General features: G+C 61.5%; 16 protein-coding genes and 2 pseudogenes. 4 read left to right on the plus strand and 14 right to left on the minus strand.

Going from position 1 to position 22,827, the window contains the following annotated elements; all coding sequences use genetic code 11:
* Nucleotides 1-58 precede the first annotated feature (58 nt).
* The 11 genes and pseudogenes from IPM60_15695 to IPM60_15745 all read right to left on the minus strand — a co-directional run bounded on the left by IPM60_15695 (nt 59) and on the right by IPM60_15745 (nt 10,554).
* Nucleotides 59-3,258, minus strand: a pseudogene (locus tag IPM60_15695) (toprim domain-containing protein).
* On the minus strand, nt 3,251-4,642 hold the full coding sequence (locus IPM60_15700; GenBank protein ID MBK8909262.1) for an AAA family ATPase: 1,392 nt from the start codon (nt 4,640-4,642) through the stop codon (nt 3,251-3,253). The pseudogene IPM60_15695 and the gene IPM60_15700 overlap by 8 nt, the downstream one beginning before the upstream one ends.
* Nucleotides 4,555-4,791 (minus strand): hypothetical protein, encoded by a 237-nt coding sequence (locus IPM60_15705; GenBank protein MBK8909263.1) that lies wholly within the window; start codon nt 4,789-4,791, stop codon nt 4,555-4,557. Before IPM60_15705 ends, IPM60_15700 begins: the two co-directional genes overlap by 88 nt.
* Entirely contained in the window at nt 4,788-5,564 is a 777-nt protein-coding gene (locus tag IPM60_15710; GenBank protein ID MBK8909264.1) for a hypothetical protein, read from the minus strand. The genes IPM60_15705 and IPM60_15710 overlap by 4 nt, the downstream gene beginning before the upstream one ends.
* A gap of 10 nt (nt 5,565-5,574) precedes the next feature.
* Nucleotides 5,575-5,823 carry a hypothetical protein gene (locus tag IPM60_15715; GenBank protein MBK8909265.1) on the minus strand — a complete coding sequence of 83 codons (249 nt, stop codon included), beginning with the start codon at nt 5,821-5,823 and terminating at the stop codon, nt 5,575-5,577.
* A 92-nt stretch (nt 5,824-5,915) separates the two neighbouring features.
* Nucleotides 5,916-6,143: a hypothetical protein gene (locus IPM60_15720; protein MBK8909266.1), complete on the minus strand. Its 228-nt coding sequence runs from the start codon at nt 6,141-6,143 to the stop codon at nt 5,916-5,918.
* On the minus strand, nt 6,143-6,925 hold the full coding sequence (locus tag IPM60_15725) for a hypothetical protein (GenBank protein MBK8909267.1): 783 nt from the start codon (nt 6,923-6,925) through the stop codon (nt 6,143-6,145). Before IPM60_15725 ends, IPM60_15720 begins: the two co-directional genes overlap by 1 nt.
* Before the next feature lie 26 nt (nt 6,926-6,951).
* Complete coding sequence (locus IPM60_15730; protein ID MBK8909268.1) at nt 6,952-7,785, minus strand: ATP-binding protein; 834 nt, start codon at nt 7,783-7,785, stop codon at nt 6,952-6,954.
* Between the two features lie 319 nt (nt 7,786-8,104).
* A pseudogene (locus IPM60_15735) lies at nt 8,105-8,260 on the minus strand (helix-turn-helix domain-containing protein).
* Nucleotides 8,261-8,419: 159 nt separating this feature from the next.
* A complete protein-coding gene (locus IPM60_15740; GenBank protein ID MBK8909269.1) occupies nt 8,420-9,340 on the minus strand; it encodes a hypothetical protein in 921 nt (306 codons plus the stop codon).
* Complete coding sequence (locus IPM60_15745; protein ID MBK8909270.1) at nt 9,337-10,554, minus strand: hypothetical protein; 1,218 nt, start codon at nt 10,552-10,554, stop codon at nt 9,337-9,339. Before IPM60_15745 ends, IPM60_15740 begins: the two co-directional genes overlap by 4 nt.
* 112 nt (nt 10,555-10,666) lie before the next feature.
* Here IPM60_15745 and IPM60_15750 point away from each other — a divergent pair, with 112 nt between their 5' ends.
* The 3 genes from IPM60_15750 to IPM60_15760 all read left to right on the plus strand — a co-directional run bounded on the left by IPM60_15750 (nt 10,667) and on the right by IPM60_15760 (nt 15,867).
* Nucleotides 10,667-11,581 (plus strand): WYL domain-containing protein, encoded by a 915-nt coding sequence (locus IPM60_15750; protein ID MBK8909271.1) that lies wholly within the window; start codon nt 10,667-10,669, stop codon nt 11,579-11,581.
* Nucleotides 11,582-11,954: 373 nt separating this feature from the next.
* Complete coding sequence (locus IPM60_15755; GenBank protein ID MBK8909272.1) at nt 11,955-13,067, plus strand: hypothetical protein; 1,113 nt, start codon at nt 11,955-11,957, stop codon at nt 13,065-13,067.
* Between the two features lie 73 nt (nt 13,068-13,140).
* The gene (locus tag IPM60_15760; GenBank protein MBK8909273.1) at nt 13,141-15,867 is read left to right on the plus strand and encodes a hypothetical protein; all 2,727 of its coding nucleotides are present in this window, start codon (nt 13,141-13,143) and stop codon (nt 15,865-15,867) included.
* Here the strand turns inward: IPM60_15760 and IPM60_15765 are convergent, their stop codons facing one another.
* The 3 genes from IPM60_15765 to IPM60_15775 all read right to left on the minus strand — a co-directional run bounded on the left by IPM60_15765 (nt 15,868) and on the right by IPM60_15775 (nt 19,040).
* Nucleotides 15,868-16,263, minus strand: a complete 396-nt coding sequence (locus IPM60_15765) for a hypothetical protein (GenBank protein MBK8909274.1) — start codon at nt 16,261-16,263, stop codon at nt 15,868-15,870.
* The gene (locus tag IPM60_15770) at nt 16,263-17,429 is read right to left on the minus strand and encodes a hypothetical protein (protein MBK8909275.1); all 1,167 of its coding nucleotides are present in this window, start codon (nt 17,427-17,429) and stop codon (nt 16,263-16,265) included. The genes IPM60_15765 and IPM60_15770 overlap by 1 nt, the downstream gene beginning before the upstream one ends.
* Nucleotides 17,430-17,843: 414 nt before the next feature.
* A complete protein-coding gene (locus IPM60_15775) occupies nt 17,844-19,040 on the minus strand; it encodes an IS256 family transposase (protein ID MBK8909276.1) in 1,197 nt (398 codons plus the stop codon).
* A 341-nt stretch (nt 19,041-19,381) separates the two neighbouring features.
* Here IPM60_15775 and IPM60_15780 point away from each other — a divergent pair, with 341 nt between their 5' ends.
* Entirely contained in the window at nt 19,382-22,771 is a 3,390-nt protein-coding gene (locus tag IPM60_15780) for a hypothetical protein (protein MBK8909277.1), read from the plus strand.
* Nucleotides 22,772-22,827 lie beyond the last annotated feature (56 nt).

Below are 22,827 nucleotides of genomic sequence, written 5' to 3' on the forward strand. Positions count from 1 at the left end.
TGGTGAGGGTGGCGGCGGGGAACTGCCAGGAACGCCGCCGCCATCCGCTCATCTCGGATCATGGTTCGCTTGCGATTGGGGGACCGGTCGCCAGCTGCATCCAGATGCGCGTGGCCTCCACCCGGTCGTCGTCATCCATCGGGTTGAGCCCGTAGGCGTCGAAGATCGCATCGAAGTCGGGCGGAGCGGTCCGGGACTCTGGTGAATGTCGATCGGGATACTCACCAACACATTCACCGCCGCAAGTGGCTGATTTGTCTGGGGTAAGTGAATGTTGTGAGTGTTGTGAGTGTTTTCCGGCGGTCCCTATCGCGCGGGCGTGCGCGCGTACGTCCGCGCACGCGTATAGGGGTGAAAAACACTCACTACACTCACCACACTCACTAGTGCATTGATCCTGTTTGGAAAATCCGAGTGAGTGTGAGTGTGAGTGTTGGTCCGGAACGGCCGAACACTCACTACCGTATTGATTTTGCTCGGAAACTTGAGAAAAAGCGCCTTGCGCGGAAATGCCCCAACACTCACTAGGCATCTGATTTTGCTGTAGACTTCCAGACTGGGCGACGTGTTGCTCGTCACTCGAACACTCACTCGTGGCAGGACCGGCAAGTGAGTGTGGTGAGTGTTTATCCGGACCTTCATTTTCGATGATCAGAACCCACTGCTGTGCGCGCTGGCGTTCGCCCGCAGCCTTGATGCGCAGCTGCAGCTGTCCGACAACGAATATGCGGTCTCGCATTCGCCCGAGCGCCTTGCCCAACCGGATACGCTGCGAGTGCTCGTTGCCGGCTCCCAGCGGCAACGGCGGCTCGCACGCAAAGGCCACCTGGTGGAGGTCGCCGGTACCGACTTCGGCGGTGCCGAACCACTCCCACCACAGGCTGACGAAAACCCGCCAGGTCGCGCCCTCGGCGTCCGCGGTCTCGTACATCTCCTCCAGGTTCGAAAGAAATCCCTCGACGCCGGCCACTTCGAGGATGCCACCGATGGTTTGGGCCCAGGCCTCGAAGCTGCCGAGCGTACGCGGGTGGCTTGGTCTGCCTGCGGCGATCCAGGCACGGCCAAGGGTGAGGCACGCGGCAACCAGGCGCCCCCGGTTCTGCCGTACCCAGCCGAGAAGGTCGGGATGACGGAAGCCGTCCCGCAGCCATGGCTGATCGACGTGGGCGTCGAGGCGGATCCGGACCAGCCGGCGCGCCAGTTCGTTAGAGAATTGCGGATTGTTGCCGGTGGCAACCCAAACGCAGCGGATGGGGAAGCGGGTCATCTCCGACTTGCCGAGGATGCGATCCTCCCAGTACGGCGCGGTCAGCGCTGCGGCGACCGATGACGAATCCAAACGATGCCTGAGATTGTCGATCAGCAGCATGGTGGGAATGGTTCGCAGTTTGGCGGTCAGGCGCTTGCGCCATTCCTCGTCATCGCGGCCCTCGACCATGACGCTGGCGCCGACTCCGGTGGCCACCATCGACATCGCGTCGACCATCAGGGTCGCACCGGTCCCGGGCGCCGGTTTCTCGATCAGGTGGAGCGGCGTCGGTCCCTTGATCAGCGGCCGCACGAAGGGTAGCAGCAGCAGCGCCAGCGCGTGGGAGCGTTCCGCCTGGCTGCCGAACGGAAACTCGCCCAGCATCTCGTCGAGGAGAAGGGCTCGGGCGGCGGCGACTTCACGGGCGTCCGGTCGTTCAGGGATCTCCGGCAGTTCGAACCCGGGTTGCGGTTCATAGAGGAGGCGTGTCGCCGGATGGTAGCCGGGCGTGGTGATCAACGTGCCATCGATGCCGAACACCGGGGCGGTGACGACGCCGGCCAGGATCGGCAGGGCAGGGTTCGGCGTCGCCAGGATATCCTTGACCAGGCCCTGGGGCGGATGCGCCGGGACGAGATCGCCGTTGCGCGACATCCGCAACCACACCGCCAAACGTGCCAGGACGTGCCGCACCCGGTCCTCGGTCATGGCATATGGGAACGGCCGCCCGTCTTCGTCGCGCTCGATCCAACTGGGCCGGCCGGCGGCGCGGAACAGCCACGGCGGATCGTTGGACGCCAGCAGCTGTCCCCATGCCCTTGATGCCAGCCGCGCCAGATCGCCGTCGTCGGCGCGGAGCCGGGGCATCGCATCTCGAGGACCGGTGAAGCCCACCGGCCGGAAGTCGTCAGTCCGCGGCGTCTCTCGGTCCGCGGATGTGGAAGACCCTGACGACGGCGTCCACTCGATGGCGGCTTCGACGCTCTGCTTGACGGACTCGACGCCGTCGCGCAACAGCACGTCGTTGAAGTCGTCGCCAACCCGGGATGGCAATGCGAGCCAGATCCGCCGGCCTTCACCTTGGAAGCGCTGTGCCGCCCGTTCGGCCGCGCCCAGGCCTGTGCCGTTGGGGTCGTTGTCGACGAGGATCACCACGCGGCGAATGCCGGCGGGCAGATTGAGCTGCTCGATGTTGCCGGCCGACAGCGCGGCCCACACCGGCAGTTGCGGACACGCCTGCATAACGGAGAGCGCCGTCTCGATGCCCTCGGCGATGCCAATCACGCCGTTATCGCTTGCCGGAGCGAGGCGCACGGCGCCACCGCCGACCGGTCCCAGCATCATCCGCGGCTTCGGAACGTCGGCCTTTCCGGATCCGTCCTCAGCAAGGTAGGTGCGGTGGATGGCGATGACCTCGCCGCCGGTATCCCGCACCGGGGCCACCATCGCCGGATGGCCGGTCCGGGTGTCCCAGTAGGTCAGATCCGGATGGAACAGCAGATCGACGCTTTGTGGCACCGCGAGACCACGTGATCTCAGGTATGTCTCGGCTACCGTCCCTGCGATCGGTACGGCACGAGAGGACGAACTCGATCTCGCGTTTGACATCCCGGCGTCGTTCCGGACGGGGGTTGTTCCTTTGCGCTCGAACGCCGCTTGCCGTTGAGCGGCACGGATCCGGCCACCTCGGCGGCGTACTCGATCAGTGCGCGCCCGGAAAACCCGGAGGCATGCTCGAGGGCACTGATCGGACCGCCGCCCTGGTTGTCGTCGAAATCGATCCAGTCGCCGGCGTGTTCGCCCTTGAGGGTGATCACGCACGACCCTTGCTTGCGGGGGGCCTGGCCGTGGATGTTGGCAAGGCGCCATTCGTCGCCGAGCCGGCGCCCGTTCGGGAAGTGGTTCGCGACCCATGTCTCGGCCGTATCGCGCAGCCTCTGGACGATGTCGTCCAGGTCGAAGCGAACGGCGGTGAGGCCGATCGGCCTGACGTCGTTGAAATCAATCAAGGATCACCAGCCCTTTCTCCGCCCGGGTAATGGCGGTGTAGAGCCAGCGGGCACGGTCTTCGGCGGTGCGACCAAGGCCGTCGTCGAACACGAGGACGTTTTCCCACTGGGAGCCCTGAGATTTGTGGCAGGTGATGGCGTAGCCCCAGACCGCCTCGATCAGGCCCTTCTTGATCCAGTGGTCGCGCCGATCGCGCTCGGGATCGGGCCGGACGTGCTCGTCGAAGTGGCCCTTGTAGATAAAGTGCCGTTCGCCATCGCTGCCGACGGCTTCGCCATCTTCGCTAAGGACGGTGGCGGAGAAACAGCTCGCGGTTTCGTCGCGAATGTCGGTGAACTCCAGAAACATGCCGTTGACGATGCCGATGTCGTTGCGGTTCTTGAGGCAAATGATCTTTTCACCGGCGCCGCTTGGATAGTCGTCGTCGAATCCGGCGGCATGCTTCATGGCCAGATTGAGCTGGACGCGGGTGGCGTTGCGCCCGCAGATGACCTGGCCGCCACGCAGCATCTGCTCCGGCCCGACCTGATCGCGGCGCATCTTCCACACGTAGTCATCGTGCTCGCCGTAGGGGATGGGGTGGCCCTGCCGCGCCATGGTGGCAAGGCGGATGATAGCGCTCTCGCCGGCCTGGCGATGGATCTCGGTCAGCATCACGTCGGGCTCGGCCTGGGTGAACGCGCCCTGGCCCTTGATCGGCGGCAGCTGGCCGGGATCACCCAGCACCAGGATCGGCTTTCCGAAAGCGAGCAGATCACGCGCCATCTCCTCGCCGACCATCGACACCTCGTCGAGAACGATCAGCTTGGCATCGTGAACGATGGATTGCTCGTTGAGGACGAACCGCGGCTTGTGGATGTCGGCGAGACGCAGCTCCAGGCTTCTCATTCTTGACTCTTCGAGCAGCCGCTCGCTCGGTCCGATGTTCGGCAACTTCGCCTTGATCTCGGCGATGTCCTTCTTGACCTTGTCGATCTCCGCCTGCGTCGCCTCGGAGACCCGATAGATCAGACTGTGGATGGTGGATGCCGGCGTGCCCTTGCGGGACATGACGAGCGCCGCTTTTCCGGTGAATGCGCCATAGAGGACGCCGCCGGTCACGGAGGTGCTGCCGTCGGGCTCACGGGCCATCGTGTCGAGACCGAGTTCTGCGATGGCGTGCTTGGTGATCGAGGTTTTTCCGCTCCCGGCATACCCGAACACACGGAACACCTGCTGCTCATCGGTTCGGTTGTCAAACCAGTCCTGGATATCGGCGATGGCCCGGCTCTGCGCCGGCGATGGCGCGAAGCCGCTCACAGGTCGATCTCCCAACTGCTCGCCGGCAGCCTGTGGCCGGTGGCGTTGCGCCCGACGGTGGGATGCACGTTGATCGCTGCCCATCGAGGGGCACCATGCCAGTCTTCGATGGTCCCGCTGCTGGTGTAGATGTTGGACCCGTCGTGAGCGAGATAGCAGCGGCGATCCACGCCCTTGCATCGCAGGACACGGGCGACATCGGTGGGGATGCTGTCGCGCCGGGGCAACTTCATGCGTCGTCCTCCCAGCAGCGCCGGGCGTAGTCACACATCCGGCAGAGATAGAAATCGGAAGCGCCGGCGATGCGCGGCAGCAGTATGCCGGCGTCGGCGGCGCGGAGAACCTGAACGGCCTTATCGGAGAGGGCTTGCGCGTCGGCTGGATCGAAGGCGACGACCTCGTGGTAGAGCTCCTGGCTGTCCTTGTTCATCGCCGTGAACAGCGCGACCGCCAGATCCATGTACGCCATGTACAGCTGGAGCTGCCCCCAATAGACGGGCTTGGAGACGCGGCACCCTCGCTTGACCAGATCGGTCCACGATTTGCCATTGAGCGCCTTGTGCTCGAACAGGGCCGGCCAAGAGATCCCGACGTCCGGCCCGTCGACGATGACGCCGTCGATGTGACCGCGGATGCGGCCGCCGGCCACCGAGAACCCGTACTGCTGGCCCATGCGGTTGCGGGTGCGGAGATCGAAACCGGCCGCCCGCAGCCAGCGGATGCTGAGGTCTTCGAACTGATGGCCGGCCGCGAACACGCGGAGCAGGCCACCCCCGAATTCCTTGCCCTCATCCTTCGGCGTTTTGGTGACCTCGTAGACCAGCTTGCGGCTGCAGGGCTCGCCGATGCGGCTGCCGCCCAGGTAGTCGCGTGGGGGCTCGCGGCGATCCGCGGCGACGAGCGCAGCATCGATCGCGGCGTTGATCCGCATAGCGGAGTCCGTGACAGGTGAGGATCGGCCGTAGACGAATCCGGATCCGCTGTTGAGGTCGATGATGGCGTTCACGGGTCCGGCCTCAGAAGGGCAAATCGTCGTTCAGAGATTGCCGCTGCATCGAATCCTGAAAACCATCGACACAGGCTTCGATCAGGCGATCGATGTCCTCGGCGCTGCGATCGTGGAACGGCTCCATCAAGCCGAGCTCGGTGAGCGCCTCGGCGAAAAACCGGCGCGCATCCTTGATCGCACGGCGTTCCATGTCGGTCTTATCGATCATCCCATCCTTCCTCTTCGCCAATGCGGAACCGGCATCGAGACAGCGCATCGAGCAGAAGCGGTAGCTGGGATAACGATCCGGTCTGAGCAGGTGTACATAGCCAAAGCCTCGATCCTCGCGGTTGCAGATGGCACACGGCCTTACGGCAGGAGCAGGTCTCGCAGCTCCGCTGTCTCTGCCGGACGCTCCCGCATCCCCTGCGATGCCAGCACGATGAACCGGCTGATGGCGGCGGTAGCCATGGCCTCTAGCTCCGGAAGAGCGAGAGTGGCGATGGGCTGGTGCAGCCTTCCTCTTGCCTCGAGCCATTGGCCGATCGCTCTCGCCGCCTCAGTGGTCACATGTGCCTGCCACGCGTCGTCGGTCATCAGCCATTGAGCCACGCCGGGCCCGCCGGTTGCGCACTCGCACCATTGGGCGACGCTGGGGTCGGCGGGGTGGCAGTCGGTTGTGTTGGTGCCGGCTGTGCGATCGACGGAGCCGCCGGTGTTTGCCAAGCGGGCGTTGGCGCACCGGGAGCCGCCGGTCGCGCTTGTCCCTGCGGTTGGTTCCACGTCGCTGGCTGATGCGCGATCGGCGTCTGAGCGCGGTTGCTGGATCTCGGCCGGGAGGGACTCGGCGGCACGTCCTCGCCGTTCATGACCGCCCGCCATTCGTCCTCTGTGGGCAATACCGGCCGGTCGAGCTTGTTGGAGTCTGAATAGCGGGGGTCCTTGTCGGGCGCGACCATGATCTTGGCAACGAAGGTGATGCCATTGAGATCGGCGAGCCCGCGCAGCTGGCGCTTCGCCTGAGCGTCATTGCTCTTGTCCTCGGGGTTGAGTCCGAGGGCGCTGTCGATCATCGACCGGAAGACCCGCTTCGAGATGTTCCAGCCGATGAAGGCGCCTTTTTCGTCGACCTTGCCGCCGGTGACGGTGAACGTTTGCCAGAACTTGCGCCGGGCGTGCGGGCCCTCGACCACGGTGAACTCACAGTCGAGCGAAATCACGTCGCTCCCGGGCTGATTGGAGGCTTTCAACAGCCCCCGGTCGAACTCGCCCTGTCCGTCAATTCCGCCAGGGCGGATGGTCATGGTGACCTTGGCAAAACTGCCGTCGGGGATGAGTTCGCCGCCACGCTGCGGCTCTACCTCGTTGAAGTCGTACATTGGTGGTTTCTCCTTTGTGAGGGGGTTCACGACACGGAAACGCCGTTGATCTTTCTGAGCAGCGCCAGCAGATCGGCGGGTTCGGTGACGTCGAGGCGGCCGGAGCGGTCCTTGGCGGGAAGACTGAACGGATTGCCGGAGCGACAGACGAGGCGGCGTTCCGCGCCGGTCTTGGGCTCATGGCGCCAGTCGCCATCCTTCCGGTCGAACAGGCTCATGGAGATGACCTGGTCGACGATGCCGGGGAACTCGCGGGCGGTCTTTCCGCCCTCCAGCTGCGGCTGCCAGTGCTCGCGATTGAGGTCGTCGACGACGCGCTCAAGGATGCCGACGAAGATCACCGTCTTCCCCGGCGCGTGCTGCAGATGCTTCAGGAGGGCGATTACCTTGCGGGCGACGAGCCCGTAGGCGCCGCGGGTGTCGGGCTTGCCGGTTCTCTCGCTGAACGCCTCCGGTTGTGTCTGCGCCCAGGCCATGGCCTGGCGGCTCAGATCGGTGATCGAGTCGACGAAGACGATGTCCTTGGCCGCCAGCCGTTCGGCGATCTCGGGATGCTGGTGGGCGACACTATCGTAATGCTGCCGGCTGAAATCGGCGCCGTCCACGGCCGCCGGATCGGCGCCGCCGATCAGGCACGCTACGTCCGTGGCCTCGACGAAGGTGCGGATGGGCAGGGAGTCGCCGCGCCAGTCCTGGACCGACTTGAGACCGGCTTCCAGGTCGATGCAGACCGTTGGTTCCGGCGGCAGTGTCTTCAACAGTGAGGTCTTGCCGGCCCCGGTTGGACCGAACAGCGCAATGGTGGTTTTGCCGCGCGCCTCGGCAAGTCGTTGATCGGCGGTGACGATGCGGAGACTCATCGCGCGACCTCCAGGACCGTGGTCGGCCGGCCAGCAGTGCCGTTCAGGGCGATGACTGGCAGACCGCCGCAACCTGCGGACGAGCAGACTGGATCGACCGCGCCGGTCCACTGTTTCGTGGGATCCGTTGACGTTCCGGTATCCGGCACCGACTGCGCCATCACGACCTCGCGGACCGGCCATTCGGCCGTCGATCGTCACCGAGCGCCCACGCAACGGCCTTTGCCAGCGGCTTGTGTTTCCTGCCGCGCTTGGGCACGTAATCGGTCTCTGGACCCACGGTCTCGGTGGGACCGGTGCAGGTACGCGTCTGCGCGGCTTCGTAGGCCTCTACATCCGCGAGCGGGTAGATCACCCGGCCGCCGATCTTGACGAAACGCGGCCCGTCGCCGCACCAGCGCCACCGCTCCAGGGTCCGCGGTGAGATGCGCCAGCGCGCGGCCAACTCGATCTGGTTGAGGTATGTGGTCGACATGGTCGTGTGCTCCAGCAGCGTCGAAAACCTGCCGGGACTATGACCGTTCGCCTGTCGGGAAATCTGTGGGGTGAGTGTGGGAAAACCTGTGGGATTTTGCGCCGATGGTTCGCGCCGGGTCGAGGGTCGCGGGCTCGAGTGTTCCTTGGACGGCGCCGCTCAGAGCTTCAGCCAGTAGTATCCCTGGTCGTTGGAACCGATGAGGTCGTCGTAAGCTTCTTTGTTGTCGCGGAAGATCTGAACGACACGCTGATTGCTGTTGGCCTGAGCCACGGCCTCATCCTGGTGAAGGCGTTGCAGTCCGGTCACGTGCGCGTCGTGGAGGGCCTCGATGACCGCGGCCTGCTTCTTGGTGAACGTGTAGCTCTTGTCGCCGACGGCGGCGGACCGGAACCCCTCGGAGAACACGTACCCGACGCCACCCGTTCCCACGACAACTGAATCATCGGCGCGCAACGCTGCAAGCAGGACGTGTTCATTAACCTCAAGACCGACTTTCGTCATCCGGCACGCGTCCGGCAAGCACACGACAGCGTGGCGTTTGGGCAGTCGAGCGGCGAGAGCAGGGGAGGGCGAGGACGTCAAAAGCAAACCCGGCATGGTGGCGGGCTTGGCAGCGAGCGCCGCCATGGCGAGGTCGACGGATGCGAGATCCGTCAGGTGACATGCAAAATAGAATCGCGTTCGGTATGCCTGGATCCGCTGTTCGCCGATGAACCAGAGGCGACCCGGCACCAGTTCCTCGGCCGCAGGACGGCTGAGTACGTTGATCCCAAGTCGGAGGGCGTCAATCAGCCAACTGACGGAGACCTGAAGCACCGCCAAATCGGCCGGGTCGATCGGCACGAAGCCTTCGTCCGGGCAGTAGCCCTGAAACGTCCCCGCATCGGTATACTCGACCCGAACGTAGTGGTGCTCGTTGCACGCCGGGCAGCAAACGGTTCGGACGGAATCGGATTGCTCCAGAGCGCCTAACTGACGGAGGCGCCGAACGTCTTCGTGGCGTGCCGCCCACAGCGGTGACCCCCTGGAGATGACCGGCTCCGGCTGCTCCAGGAGGCCGCAAACGAGATCGATCATCGATGACGGGAAAGCGCGCTCACGGAATGATCTGCCACTCTCTCAGGTGCCGCTCGACAACCTCCCGGTCTTTCTGGCGGAAGTTCTTGATGTTGGAGGTGCCGGCCTTGGAAAGCTCGACGTGCAAGGATTTTGGCCGCCTCGCGCTGCGCCTCCAAATGCAGGCTGATCGTGGCCTGGAAAACATCGAACCCGTGCTCGACTGGATTCGATGTTCCAAGCCAGGTCTTGGCGAAATCGTGCGCCGACGGCGAGTCGTCCCAAGGCGGGGTGTCGATCAGAATGGCGCCTTGACCGTTTTTGGGCGCGTCCAGCTTTAAGCGCCGCACGCGCGCCTTGAGTACGCCGTCCGACCGGTTGACGGGCAGAATTCTGTCGGCCAAAAGGCGCTGCAAATCGAACTGTTGGGCCAGTATGCGGTCGCCACCCGGGGAAATACCCAGCATGTGCTCGGCGAACAGGTCCCGCAACACCTCGTGCACCGGCTTGCCACCCTTGGCAACGGTCTCCACGCATCCCGTCGCCGGCACATAAACCACTGCAGCCTCCTTGGCCGGTCTGGAGGCTCGCCGCTTCAGCTGGCGTTTCTCGAACTCCGGCCTGTTGCTCGGCAGGTCCTCGACATAAAGGGTGACCTGGACGCTGCTATTGGCATACCGGTCGATGATCTCGACGAGGAACGCCTGTCCAGAGCCGTCGCGCTTGCGAAACCACGAACTCATCCCACTCCCGAAGCGGTGGAGCGCAGTATCACTACGATCGAGCGCGAGGCCCGCCTGGACCTGGAATCGCCGCCCCTGAGAGCGCTCGACGTAGTAGTCGAAGTACCGGATCTCCTCGGCGGCCCGGAAGAGATTCTCCTCATCGGTGAGGATGCGGAGCGCCCGTTCCTGGCCATTCTCGAGATCCGCCAGCCGTTGCGCCAACGCCTCCCGACCGGGCGTTGCATTGAGCAAGGCCGTGTACCCGCGCTCGTCTGACATGTGATGGGCGCGCTCAAAATCGGCGATGACAGCCGCACCCGTATCGTCGTCCAACGCATCGATCGCACCCGCCAATTGCTTGGCAAGCTTTGCTTCTTCAGCCTGCCGGTCGATCTCCTGCTCGAAAAGAACGCCGCGGCTGTCGAGATAGTCACGGATGGTTTGCGCCGGCACGTGGCGCAGGAAATGCCTGTAGCTGAACGGCAATGCAGCCTCCTTCGGCGCCGCCATGCGGCGCCCCCCTTGCGTTTGAGCCTTGACCATAGAGTCTACGAAGGCGCAGAAACTAGTCGTGCACCTCGTTTGGGTCAATCTAGTTCATGGGCGCATGTGGGAGGACGACATGAACCAGCACAGTGAACCCGCTGCGGCCCGGGAACGGGGCCTGCGATGGGGCGTCGAACGCCGAATGGAATTCATCGATTTCCGGCTGTGCTGGGAAGGCGGCATCAACCGTGGCGACCTGATGCGGCAGTTCGGGGTATCGGTTCAGCAGGCGTCGGCTGATATGGCCCGCTACCAGGAGCTGGCGCCCGCCAACCTGATCTACGACCGCAACGTCAAACGCTATCTCGCGAGTCCCGACTACCGGCCGGTGTTCAGGGTCGACGACAGCGATCGATATCTCGCTCACCTGCGGTCCTTGGGGGAGAAACTGATCCAGCCGGACGAGGCGTGGATGTCAGAGGTTCCCAGCTTCCAGATACTTCCCATCCCGAGCCGGCCGATCGCACCTGCGATTCTGAAAGCCGTCATGAAAGCGATCCGGAAGAGCAGCGCCATCGAAGTGCTGTACCAGTCGATGAGCCGGCCGGCTCCTCTGCGGCGATGGATCAGCCCCCATGCCCTCGGCTTTGACGGCCTGCGCTGGCACATCCGCGCCTGGTGCCATATCGACCACTTCTTCAAGGATTTCGTGTTCGCCAGGATCCATGAGGTTGGCGCAAGCCAGACCAGCGAAGTCGATCCAGAGAAGGATCGGGCATGGTTTGAGACGGTACCGGTCGCGATCGCAACACACCCCGATCTGTCCAAGGCCCAACGCAAGACGATTGCGCTCGACTACGGCATGGACGACGGCCTTCGCGTGATTCAGGTCAGACGGGCTTTCCTGTTTTATTTCCTCAGGCAGCTTCGGCTCGACGGTGGCGCGTCTGGCCGCGACCCAGCCGAGCAGCAGATCGTGCTCGCCAACCAGACGGAAATTCGGGATGTGCTGGAGAAGGATCGGCATGCGAAGGCAGCCACGACGCATTGAAACGACTAGCGCAAGTGCCGGCCCGCCCACAAAAACGGTTGGCCCTCTCTCAGCAACAAAATTTGGAGGATTATTTGAGGATCGCTCTCGCTACAGGGACATTGAGGCGAGGAAAGTCACATTCACTTCCGTCGCATCGATTAGCTCGCTCTTCGGACCGCCAGATCCGTTTAAGCGTTCGCTTCGCTCTGCCGATCTCGCCCACCTGAGGGGAATCTTGTCCTCGCAAATGAATCGAGCACAGCTTCCCCCGGCGGCGTTCACGGCATTGGTTGTCGATAGGGTCGTCGCGATGTAACGTTCGCATGGGCCGGAGTGACTTAGCAAGGCCGCTGGATTTGGCCGTCGTTGAGGTTGGGGGGGAGAATTCGGAATGTCAAAAAGGCTAATTTCCTTCTCGTGGTGCGGTCGGGTTCTGATGATCGTCACCACATTCGGAATAGCGGCGCCTCTTGGCTGGTCTGATGGCTTAGCCGCAGCTTTTAATAGTGTGCCTGTCGGTGGCGTTAGTGATCGGACCACCGAGACAATCCAGTTGTCGGAAGTTTCGGTTGGCCTATCCACAACCGCGAGCGGCTCTTGTGCCAGTGCCGCATGTCTGCTTGAGGCGGCACGATCGCATTCAAATGGTTCCCCGCATCACCAAGCTCTATTGACCGCGGCACAAGCCTTTGTGGATCCCGCGAATCTGGAGCATGCGGTTGCTAAAGCACTGAGCGCCGCGGCGAAACTGGAAGACCCCGAGCGGGCCAGGACACTAGAGCCGCTAGCTTTCGCGCTGGCGGAAGCGGGATTTGACAATCTGGCTGGTCGCGTCGAGCAAGCATCGCCGTGGCCCGACTCTCTTCGCGAGGAGGAAGTTTACTATTTGCTGGAAAAAGGCAAGGTCGCGGAAGCAACAAAAACGCTCGACCGCATGAAGATGCCGATCCGGCGCCTTCGCGTTCTGGTAGCGCTAGTGCGGAAAGATAAATCACTGAGGACCTCCCAGAATCTGATGGCAGTCGAGGACCTTGTGAACTTAATACAGGATCCAGAATGGCGGCCTCGGGCGCTCTTGAAGCTCGCTCAGGCGCAAGCCGCCATGGCTAATCTGGACGAGGCAAGAGCAACCCTGCGGCAAGCAACGGATGCGGCACTTCCTGTTTCGGATCGGTATGTCCTTTCAGATATCGCGCAAACCTGGGCGGAATTCGGCGACGTAGAAACGGCACTAGGTATCGCAAGCCATGTTCCACGGGACGGGCGAATGAATCTTGCCGCTATTGCCATCGCCGCCGTTCTGGCCCGAGACGGAGAGCTGGAGAAAGCTGAGCGCATAATGGACAGCGCTGGAGCCGATGAAGAAGCCGGAAACTTCAGCGGGCTTGCGCGAGATTTGATTGAGAGTGGCCAACTAGAGGCGGCTCGCCATTTCATTGACAACAAATTAGACGACGCGGACAGCCTACGGTGGGCACTGGCAGCTGCTCGCCGACAAGGGTGACGTTGCGACCGCCGAACAGCTCTTTGAGCAAACGCGCTATGATGGCTGGCTACCAAACGCAGCTGAGGGGTCCGTGCGCTTTGCCCTAGGGCGAATTGCCGCGGCCTACGTAGGCAATGGTGACAAGAGCAGCGCGGAGCTGATGCTGGAGAGGCGCGACAACCCTGTCACTCGTTGGAGCATCTACTCGGATATGGCTGTCGCGGCAGCTGGTGTGTCTGATCTGCAATTTCTTTTCGAGTTGGTCGAACGCATCGGCGATCCAACTCAGAAAGTCGCAACCCTCGCGACAGCAGCCAAGCATACCGCGGAACAGAACGCCAAGGCGCGCACGGGAGCCGGACGAACCGGAATGCTACTGGCTGCCGCGACGATCGAGCAGGCATCAGCCGATGATCCTGATCCCGCGTCGGCGATGTATGCGAAAACCAAGTACGAGACGCCGACCAAGAAAGAGTTGTTCGGCACCCTTCGGTTCTTTGTGAAGATGCAGGGGTACGAGCAAATCACCGATCCGGTCTTGAGAGAGACCCTGAAGAACAAGGCCACCGCCAACTTCGTCGGAAGCCGGGCGGCCGACGCGTTCATCGACATCATTGCCGATGAAATGGAAAAAAACGGTCGCTTTCACGCCCAATGTGCGTTTGGCGCCTTCTGCGACAAGCATGTCTTCAAAGCCCTGGCCATGACCGCCAAAAACATGTTCTTCTTGGATTTAGTCGGCCAGGCAGCTGATCAGGTTTTCCTCGTTGCCGAGTCGTGGCAGGAGACGGCAAAAGCCCTCGAAGAGCTCCCGTGCTGGCGTTCGCTGACGTCCGAGCAGCAGGATTCGCTGCGCGAACTGTACAAGGTGAGAGACTTGGCTGGCTTGGAGGTCGCGGCATCGGCAACTTGCGGCGACGTAGCCGGAGACGCATCGAAGCATGTCCTCACCCTGCGAGACGGGAGCGTGCTGGCAGGGACAGTGGGGCCTCAGACCTGGAAGTTCCGCTCCAGCATCGGCACCTTTGACGTAAAGCCGGCGCAGATAGGAAGCTTTGCCGACGGCAACCTTGAGGTCGAAGGCGTCGGCCAGCTGAAGGGAGCGTTTGTTGAAGGCGATTTCGTGATCGCCACGGCGGCTGGGGACGTGCGAGGACCGACGGCTGAAATTGTCGAGATAAGAGGATCCGGACGCGTAGAAGTCGCGAGCACAGATCGTACGGATGGCGCCAAGTCGGACCATCATGAAGATGAGCTAAAACCCACGTGTAAGAAGGAGGTCCTCGAGATTGTAGCGAGCCAGGAGGCTTGTGGCTTCAGTCTGAACAGCAAGGGACAGGCACTACTGAACGGATCTCCTGTTTCTCCCGCTTTGGAGCCATGGGGAAGAAAAGCTGAAAAGCTTCTCGTTTATCCAACTTCGCCGACCGGACGCTACACCGTCGTAGACAGTTGCAGCGTGAACTGCGGGTTGCTGTTGGTGGTCGACCGTATGGCAAAGAGTGCTAAGCAATTCTTTGCAGGGAAATATGGCCCTGAAAGATGGATCGAATGGTCTTCAGACGAGAAATATGCTGTATTGTACAACAAGAATGAGGGAGTCAATTGGCTGCACGTCTTGCTAGTCGAATCTGGGGAGATTTTTATATTTCCTCCAGAGAGAAAACAGGGAAATATTAAATTCGATATTCAGAGCTTCGCGTGGGTGAGCGCTAACCGGTTCCGGATCGGTCTTACCGAGTGCAAAGGCGAATATTGCGGCGAGACAAAAATTCCCGACGACTTAACGGAAGTGGAGTTCGAAGTAGTTGACACAGGACTGAGTGTCGTCACCGTAAACGATCCGACCAAAGTTCCTCGGGCATTCTCAGGCGCTGTTCTCGGAAGCAATACCGCGGACCCAGATCAAAGCGGAGGCGCATCCGGTGGCATACAATTCAACTGGAATCAATTTTCGAAGAGTGCTCTCGAAACCTCACGTCGTGGGAAGCGTCATGCGGCGTGCAGTGAAGCATCAGACTCGCCGGTGGCGAATGTCGGTCCTACTGAAAAGCAACTTTGCAACCACTTGGCAGTCACGCTTCCGAGGTATGCATATGTCCGTAACTTCACAGTGGAAGCCTCTGAGAACGTTGGCAACACGGTTTCACCCATCGTCACTTCGAGGATGAAGGTTCGAGTCCAGCTTGAACAAGATCTATTCGAGCCTTCGGGTGAACTCGTCGGAAGGCAGGTCATCAAGAGGATTACAAAATGGGGCTGGCAAGATATCTACTATATCGCCTCGTCACGATTGCATCAGGGACAATGGACGATAAAGCTTAGGCCACAGTCGTCAGAGTATTTCAAGGGAGGACAGCCGCGCTCTACATTCGCCGCCAATGCCATGGCAGAAGGGTCTTCCGAGTGGCAAAATATTAATAGTAGGCTCGATGCATCGAAGAAAACATACTCACTTCATTATCATAATTCGACCCACACGTTAGTCACAGACGAAGACGTGCGCTCCTATTCAGGAATTGTACACAACCAAAACACCCGATTTAATGTTTGGTTTGGAGACATAAAGTGCTTCAAGCGGATTTCAACAGCATTGCGTCTTGCAGATGTTTTCTATATTGGCACCAGGGCCAATCATGTGGCCATCAACATCCAATCAAAAAATGATGCCGAGGCTTTTTTTAATGATTTATTTGATAGATTCGAGCAATTTCGCAAGGATCGTTGTCCAGATATCAATGTGTACTCATGTTCTAATTTCAAGGGCGAGTGCACGAAGGCTGACGTAACTTCTATGGGCTCCCAGTTTTCGCGGTAGCTACTTCGATTGAATTGAATTTCGGGCGACAATCCCATCGACGTTTCCGTTGCCGTCGCGGCGTGCGGCACCGACCGCCACCAGCATTTTCCCTCTCACCCACTCAACGTCGTAGAAGCGACCGCCGCCGGGTTCATCAAAGAGGCGTTCTGCGAGAACCTTTCCATTGCTGTCCAGCTGCAAGGCCCAACCCTTGAATGGTGCTTCGGAATGCGTTGAAGCGGCGCCAATGAAGACCAGATTTCCATACGGGAGCCTTACGCCGCTTTGCAGCTTGTCATTACCGGCCGCACCGACCGAGAAGTCGCGCGACCAGATAGTGGCGCCGTCTGCGCTGATCCTTGAAACGTGACCGCTGACGGTGTTTGCCCCAGTCCGGGTGGTGTAGCCAATCACTATCGCGCCTCCGTCGTCAGCCGCCAGCACGGCGGTGGCAAGATCGGCGCCGTTTCCGCCGGTGCGGCGTTCCCAAAGAGCGCCGCCGTTGGCGTCGCGTCTGACGATCCAAATGTCATCATCACCGCGCTCTGAATCGGTAGCCCAGCCGACGAGCGCGATAGTGCCGTCCGCAAGACCAATACCGTCCTGAAAGGCGCTCCGCCGGGCTCCTTTGGCGCGAATGGTAATTTCGCTACCTTGTCGCGAGATGCCAGAGGCTGATCCAACCGCCACACCGCGCCCTCGGCGCTTTTCTTGCCCGAGGCGTCCTCCTCGCTGCGACCGCCGACGAGCACGTCCCCATCGTACAGGAGGGCGGCAAAATAGCAGCGCTCATGTGCCGATCCACCGAGACTGCGGCTCCAACGCTCATGGCCGGCGGCAGTCAGTCGTGCGACCCAGCAGTCATCTGCATTGGCTCCCTGCGGGCGGCTATAACCCGCGGCGACGAACTCTCCGTCGGCGAGCCGGATCACGTCGACGAGCACAGCGGCTGTAGCACCTTCCGGCACAAACGTTTGATCGGCGATAGCATTGCCGTCGCTGCCGATGTGGCGGAATCGGGCAGCGCCCTCTCCAGACTGCTTGCCATCCACAGCTCCGACAATCACGAAGCCGCCGGCGCCGTCGTGGACCACGGCGTTGTAGCCGTCATAGTGATCAAGGCCGCTGAGCTCGTAGCGGAACGAGGCGTCGGCAAGAGAAAAAACGGGCGGGGTGAGTTCGTCGGGCCTCGGCGGCGCAACCGGCACGGCGGGGGCGGCAGTCGGGATTGAAGGGGTTTCTCCAACGCTCTGGTCATTCGGCCTACTGCGTGTGATCGCGACGATCTGATCAGCGGGGATCTCCATGACGCCGAGGGCCGTACGAACGTTAACCGGAGGGCCTACGAACGCGCCCTTGACCTCCGTACCGTCGCGCAGCGACAGCCGACCGTCGGCGAATCCTCGGAGATCCTTGGTCTTCGGCTGCAGCGCGCCCAATGACGAGGCGAACTCGAGGGTCTCGCTTTCGATCGCGCCAAGAAGTTCGGTTCCGTCGGCCAGGGTGATACGATCGCTAACCGTTGCACCGGTATCTGCGCCGCGTACGATGCCACTTAGTAAGATCAGCAAGATCAGCAATATAGCGAAGCCGAGGGTTATCCAGCCCCAAGACCTGCGCACGTCAGTGTGCGACTGAGCCGGTTCGGAGCAAACGACCTGCAAGACTGACCTCAGCATCTGGAGGTACCCCAATCCCCGGAACTCGACAACCGAGGTGCCATTATACCGTCAACGCGGCGAATACAGCACGTTGATAGCTGCGGACGCGCGCCCATCAACACAGATGCGCCACAGGTGCGGTGTGTCGACGGAAATTGCGCGTGCACGATCTTGCGTCGACGTCACGGCTGTGGATCCCACTTTTGCTCCACAAAGGTTCGAAATGCACCTCGTACAAGCCGTTGTTACAACCGGTAAGCCATTAGTCTACTTTGCAGGTAGTGCCCCGCGGCGTGGTGTATGAGGGTGGGCCCTCGGAGAGGCTCGAGCTGATCAGGTCGCCACGGCGGGCAGCCTGACGTGGTGAGTATCGGTGATGCGGGCCAGCGACTCCAGCCCCATGTAGCGGCGCGCGACAGCCCACTCGTCGTTGGTCTCGATCATCAGCGCGCCGACAAGGCGAACGATGGCCGCGTCGTTGGGGAAGATCCCGACCACGTCGGAGCGGCGCTTGATCTCTTTATTCACGCGCTCGAGGGGATTGGTCGAGCTGATCTGCGCCCAGTGCTCCTTGGGGAAGTCCATGTAGGCGAGGACGTCGTCGCGCGAGGCATCCATCATGGCGCCAAGCCGATCGTTCTTCTCGCGGAGCGCGTCGGCGACGGCGTCCCACTGGGCCTCCGCCTCGGCCTTGGTCTCCTGGGCGAAGATCGTCTTGAGCATCGCGGCCACGGCGGTGCGCTGCTTGGCCGGGGCATGAGCGAGCGCGTTTCTGAGCCAATGAACGCGGCATCTTTGGTTCGTGGCATCGAACACGCGCCGCGCTGCCGCCCGCAGCCCCTTGTGATCGTCGGCTACGACGAGCTTCACGCCGCGCAGGCCGCGATCGGCGAGGGACCGGAGGAAGTCGGTCCAGAATGTCTCCGCCTCCGACGGGCCGGTGGCAACGCCGAGCACCTCGCGCCGGCCATCCTCGTTGACGGCGACAGCTATTATCACGGCGCGGCTGATGATCCGCCCGTTCTCGCGGACGCGGATGTAGGTGGCGTCGAGCCAGAGAAAGGGCCACGCGCCTTCGAGCGGGCGGTCGAGGAACGCCTGCACGCGCTCGTCGATCTCGGCGCAGAGACGGCTCACCTGGCTCTTGGACACACCCGTCCCGCCCATGGCCCGCACCGGGTCGTCGACGGAGCGCGTCGAGACGCCGTGCACGTAAGCTTCCTGTATGACGGCCACGAGGGCCTTCTCCGCCGTCCTGCGCGGCTCGAGGAAGCTCGGGAAGTAGCTGCCCTTGCGCAACCTGGGGATCGCCAGGTTGATCCGGCCGGCGCGGGTTTCCCAGCCTCGCTCCCGATAGCCGTTGCGCTGCGTTGTGCGCGCCGACATGCGCGCGCCCTTCGGCGCGCCGGTCGCGGCCTCGACCTCCATCTCCATGAGCCGCTCGGCGGCGTAGGCGAGCATGTCGCGGACGAGATCCTCGTCGGCGGACTTCTCCACCAGTTCCATCAGGGTCATTCTGTCGTCGGTCATCGTCGTCTCCGGTTCCGTTCCAGGTCTCACAACCCGAACCTTCTCCGAAGACCGGCGATGGCCGCCAGCGTCACCGCCGGCCGCGCGCTGCGCTACGCCGGAGGCTCCGCGCGCGGCCTCCTCCTACACCACGTCCGGGGGCACTGCTACTATACTATGCACAGGCGCACACCCGCCTCAAGGACGAGGAGTACGCACAAGCAAAACCAGCGCTGAAACCGATCTTTGGCTCCCCGTCAATCTGCAACTCAAGGAATTCGGGTTTGCCAAGTTGGTCGCCACTTGTGGCTGATCAAGAATGGTTTAGAAACAAGCCTCGGATTGGGGGAGTATCTGTATCCATGCAGGGCGTTTTGGCGTGGCTGTTGAATTCGGACAACTGGGAGAAGTTGGCCGCAATCATTGGCGTGTTCGCCATTTTTTGTGGAGGTGTCTGGAAAGTACTTACATACTATCAATCTCGCCGATCAGAGTCGAAACCCCGGGCGGTTGTGGCTCCGGAACCAAAAACAACGCTGGGGAAGCCCGTCGGCGCCCCGCCGTTGCCGCCCAACTACTTGCCACGTGCGGAGCACGTGGGACCCTTAAAGGAAGCCGTCCTCAATGCCCCTGATCTGGCACTAGGCATCACAAGCGAGGCCATCGGCTCCGGTCTTGTCGGCATGGGTGGCATCGGAAAGACAGTGGCGGCGACGGCCCTGGCCTGGGACTCTGAAGTGCGCAAGGCATTCCCAGACGGTATTGTGTGGCTGAGCTTTGGCCGTCACGCCGATGTTGTTCAACAGCAAATGGAACTCGTCCACGCTCTCGGGAGCGCACCGGTTGTCGTCGAGAACTGGATGGACGGCCGCAATCATCTGAGCCGCCTTACAAGAGATCGGCGATGCCTTGTGATCCTCGACGACGTTTGGGAGTCGCAGCACGCCGAAGCCTTTACGCGACTGGGGGAGCGCTGCCGGTTGGTTGTCACCACACGGGACGCTGCAGTGCTGCAAAAAATCGGTGCCCTGCAGCATCGGCTCGACGTCTTGGAGCAAGAGAAGGCCTGGGAATTTCTAGCCAAGAGTGCCGGGTTGGATGGCAAACCGATGCCCTTCGAGAGCATCGACATCGCACGATTATGTGGAAACCTGCCACTGGCACTTGCTGTTGTCGGGGCACTCGTCCGAACCGAACACCTCACCTGGGAAGAAGTGCGGGACCGCCTGGAGGCCGCAGACATCGACCACTTGCGCGCCAAACTCCCGAGCCATGAAGGCGTTCTGCCCGCTCTCGAGATTAGCGTCGATGCTCTGCCGGACAGGGAAAGGGCGGCCTTTCTCGACTGCGCGGTGTTTCCCGAAGATGTCGCCATCCCCGAGCCCGCGCTGGAGACGTTGTGGACGCAGCGATTCACCGATCTCGCGGATGCGCGAGACGCGGCGCAGCTCCTTGTCGAACGTTCACTTGTCAGCCGTGACGACCAGCGACGCTACCGATTGCACGACCTCTATCAGGACTATCTTCGATACAAGATCGAGGACGTGATTGCCGCTCATGGTCGACTGCTCGCGGCGTACCGAAGCCGGTGCTGCAATGGCTGGCCCAGCGGTCCAGATGATGGCTATTTCTTCCAGTTCCTAGCCTATCATCTTGAGGCAGCCGGTGAACACGAAGCACTTCGTTCGCTCGCGCTGGACTACGATTGGGTGGTCGCCAAGCTTACGGCAACCAGCGTCTTTGGCGTGCTGGACGACCTTTCAAGGCTGGGTGAGGATCAAACTGTCAACCTGCTCAAGTCAAGCTTAAGGCTGTCCTCCCCGACCCTTCTTGTCGATCGGATGCAGTTGCCTGGTCAGTTAATCGGTCGGCTTCGCGGGATCTATCAACCTGATGTCGAGATGCTCATCGAGAAAGCCAAGCATGGATCGGGCGCCCCTTGGTTGTGCCCAAAGACAAACTCGTTGCACCCGCCGGGTGGCCCCCTACTGCAGACGTTCTTCGGGCACACGTGTGGAGTTGACGCCATGGCGGTTCTACCTGACGGTCGTCGGGCCCTTTCAGGCTCGTCAGGCGGGGATGTGCGCCTATGGGATTTGGAGACCGGAGCCGAGTTAAATCGATTCGGATTGCACCGATCAGTTACGGCAGTGACCGTGGCAAGAGATGGGCGTCGTGTCCTCTCTGCCGGGCTCGAGGGCAATGTTCGATTGTGGGACCTCGAAACGGGCAAGACGCTGAAGTACTTTTCGCATCCTTCTGCTGTCAATTGTGTGGAGGCGCTGCCTGATGGGCGCCGCGCCCTTTCCGTCTCGGATAGGATCCTTCACGTCTGGGATCTTCAAGCGGGAGTTGAGCTGAAGAGATTTGAAGCGCATACAGAAGGGGTCAACGCTGTAGCGATCTTGGCCGATGGTCGCCGCGTCATCTCCGCGTCCTGGGACAGCACCTTGCGTTTATGGGATTTGGAAAGTGGAGATCAGTTAGTGCTTCTTGAAGGGCACGGCAGCGCGGTCCATGCAGTCGCGGTTTTTCCAGAGGGAAGCATGGCTATCTCGGGTGGGAGCGACGCAACACTCCGGCTGTGGGATCTGAAGTCTGGGCATTGCATAAAATGCCTTGAGGGGCACGCGGAATCTGTCAAATCCGTGGCGATACTGCCCGATAGCAGACGTGTGCTCTCAGGCTCTGAAGACAAAACCCTACGTCTGTGGGATCTGGACTCCGAGGTTGAGTTGAAACGGCTTGAAGGGCACACAGACTCTGTCGAGTCCGTGGCAATAGTACCCGATAGCAAGTTTGCGCTCTCAGGCTCAGAAGACGGAACCCTCCGCCTTTGGAACTTGGAGTCGGCAATCGAGTTTCGAGCTTTCGCAAGGCACTCAGATGAGGTTACCGCCATAGCGGTATGCCCCGACGGTCGTCGCGGGCTCTCCAGCTCTTGGGACACAACACTACGTCTTTGGGACTTGCAGACCGGCACTGAGCTGAAACGTTTTGACGGGCACACGAATAAAATCAATGCGGCGGCGGTACTGCCAGATGGCTGCCATGCCCTCTCAGGCTCCAGAGACGGCACGATGCGTCTTTGGGACATCAGCACGGGCGCCGAACTAAAGTGCTGGACGCTGGGCAAATATAGTCTCACTACCTTGGCGGTGTTAACCGACGGCCGCCACGCCTTAGCAGGCTGCATTGATTACACGTTACGTCTTTGGGATCTGGAAACGGGTCAAGAAGTGGGGCTTTTTAGGGGACACACTTCTCATGTAAGTGCAGTCACCGTACTCCCCAACGGTCGCCACGCTCTTTCGGCCTCTTGGGACGAGACCCTCCGCCTCTGGGATTTGGAAACGGGGACGGAGCTAAAATGCTTCAAAACTAACTTCGGCAGGCTCCGCACCGTAGCAGTTCTGCCAGACGGTTGCCGTGCACTCCTAGGCTCGGCAGCAGACAAGATCCACCTCTTAGACTTGGAGACTGGCGCTAAACTCAGACGACTTGAGGGACACGGCGACGGTGTGTGGGGGGTGGCAGCTGTGGGCGATGGCAGACGCGCGCTTTCTGGTTCTGAGGATCATACGCTCCGTGTATGGGATCTGGAAGCGAGCAAGTGCATCGCTACTTTTACGGGTGACGCCGCGATCACCTCTGTGGCCTTTGCCGGCCCCAACTCCTTTGTCGCTGGATCAGCCAATGGCGCCATCCACATTCTACAGTTGCGTAAATGTCAGCGGACGCTCACGTTCTAACCTCAACCAGCCGATCTGCGAGCACACCGAGGCGCCCCAACCCGACCCAGATGTGC

This window comes from Rhodospirillales bacterium (assembly GCA_016710335.1).
Classification (GTDB): Bacteria; Pseudomonadota; Alphaproteobacteria; order Rhodospirillales; family Defluviicoccaceae; genus JADJXQ01.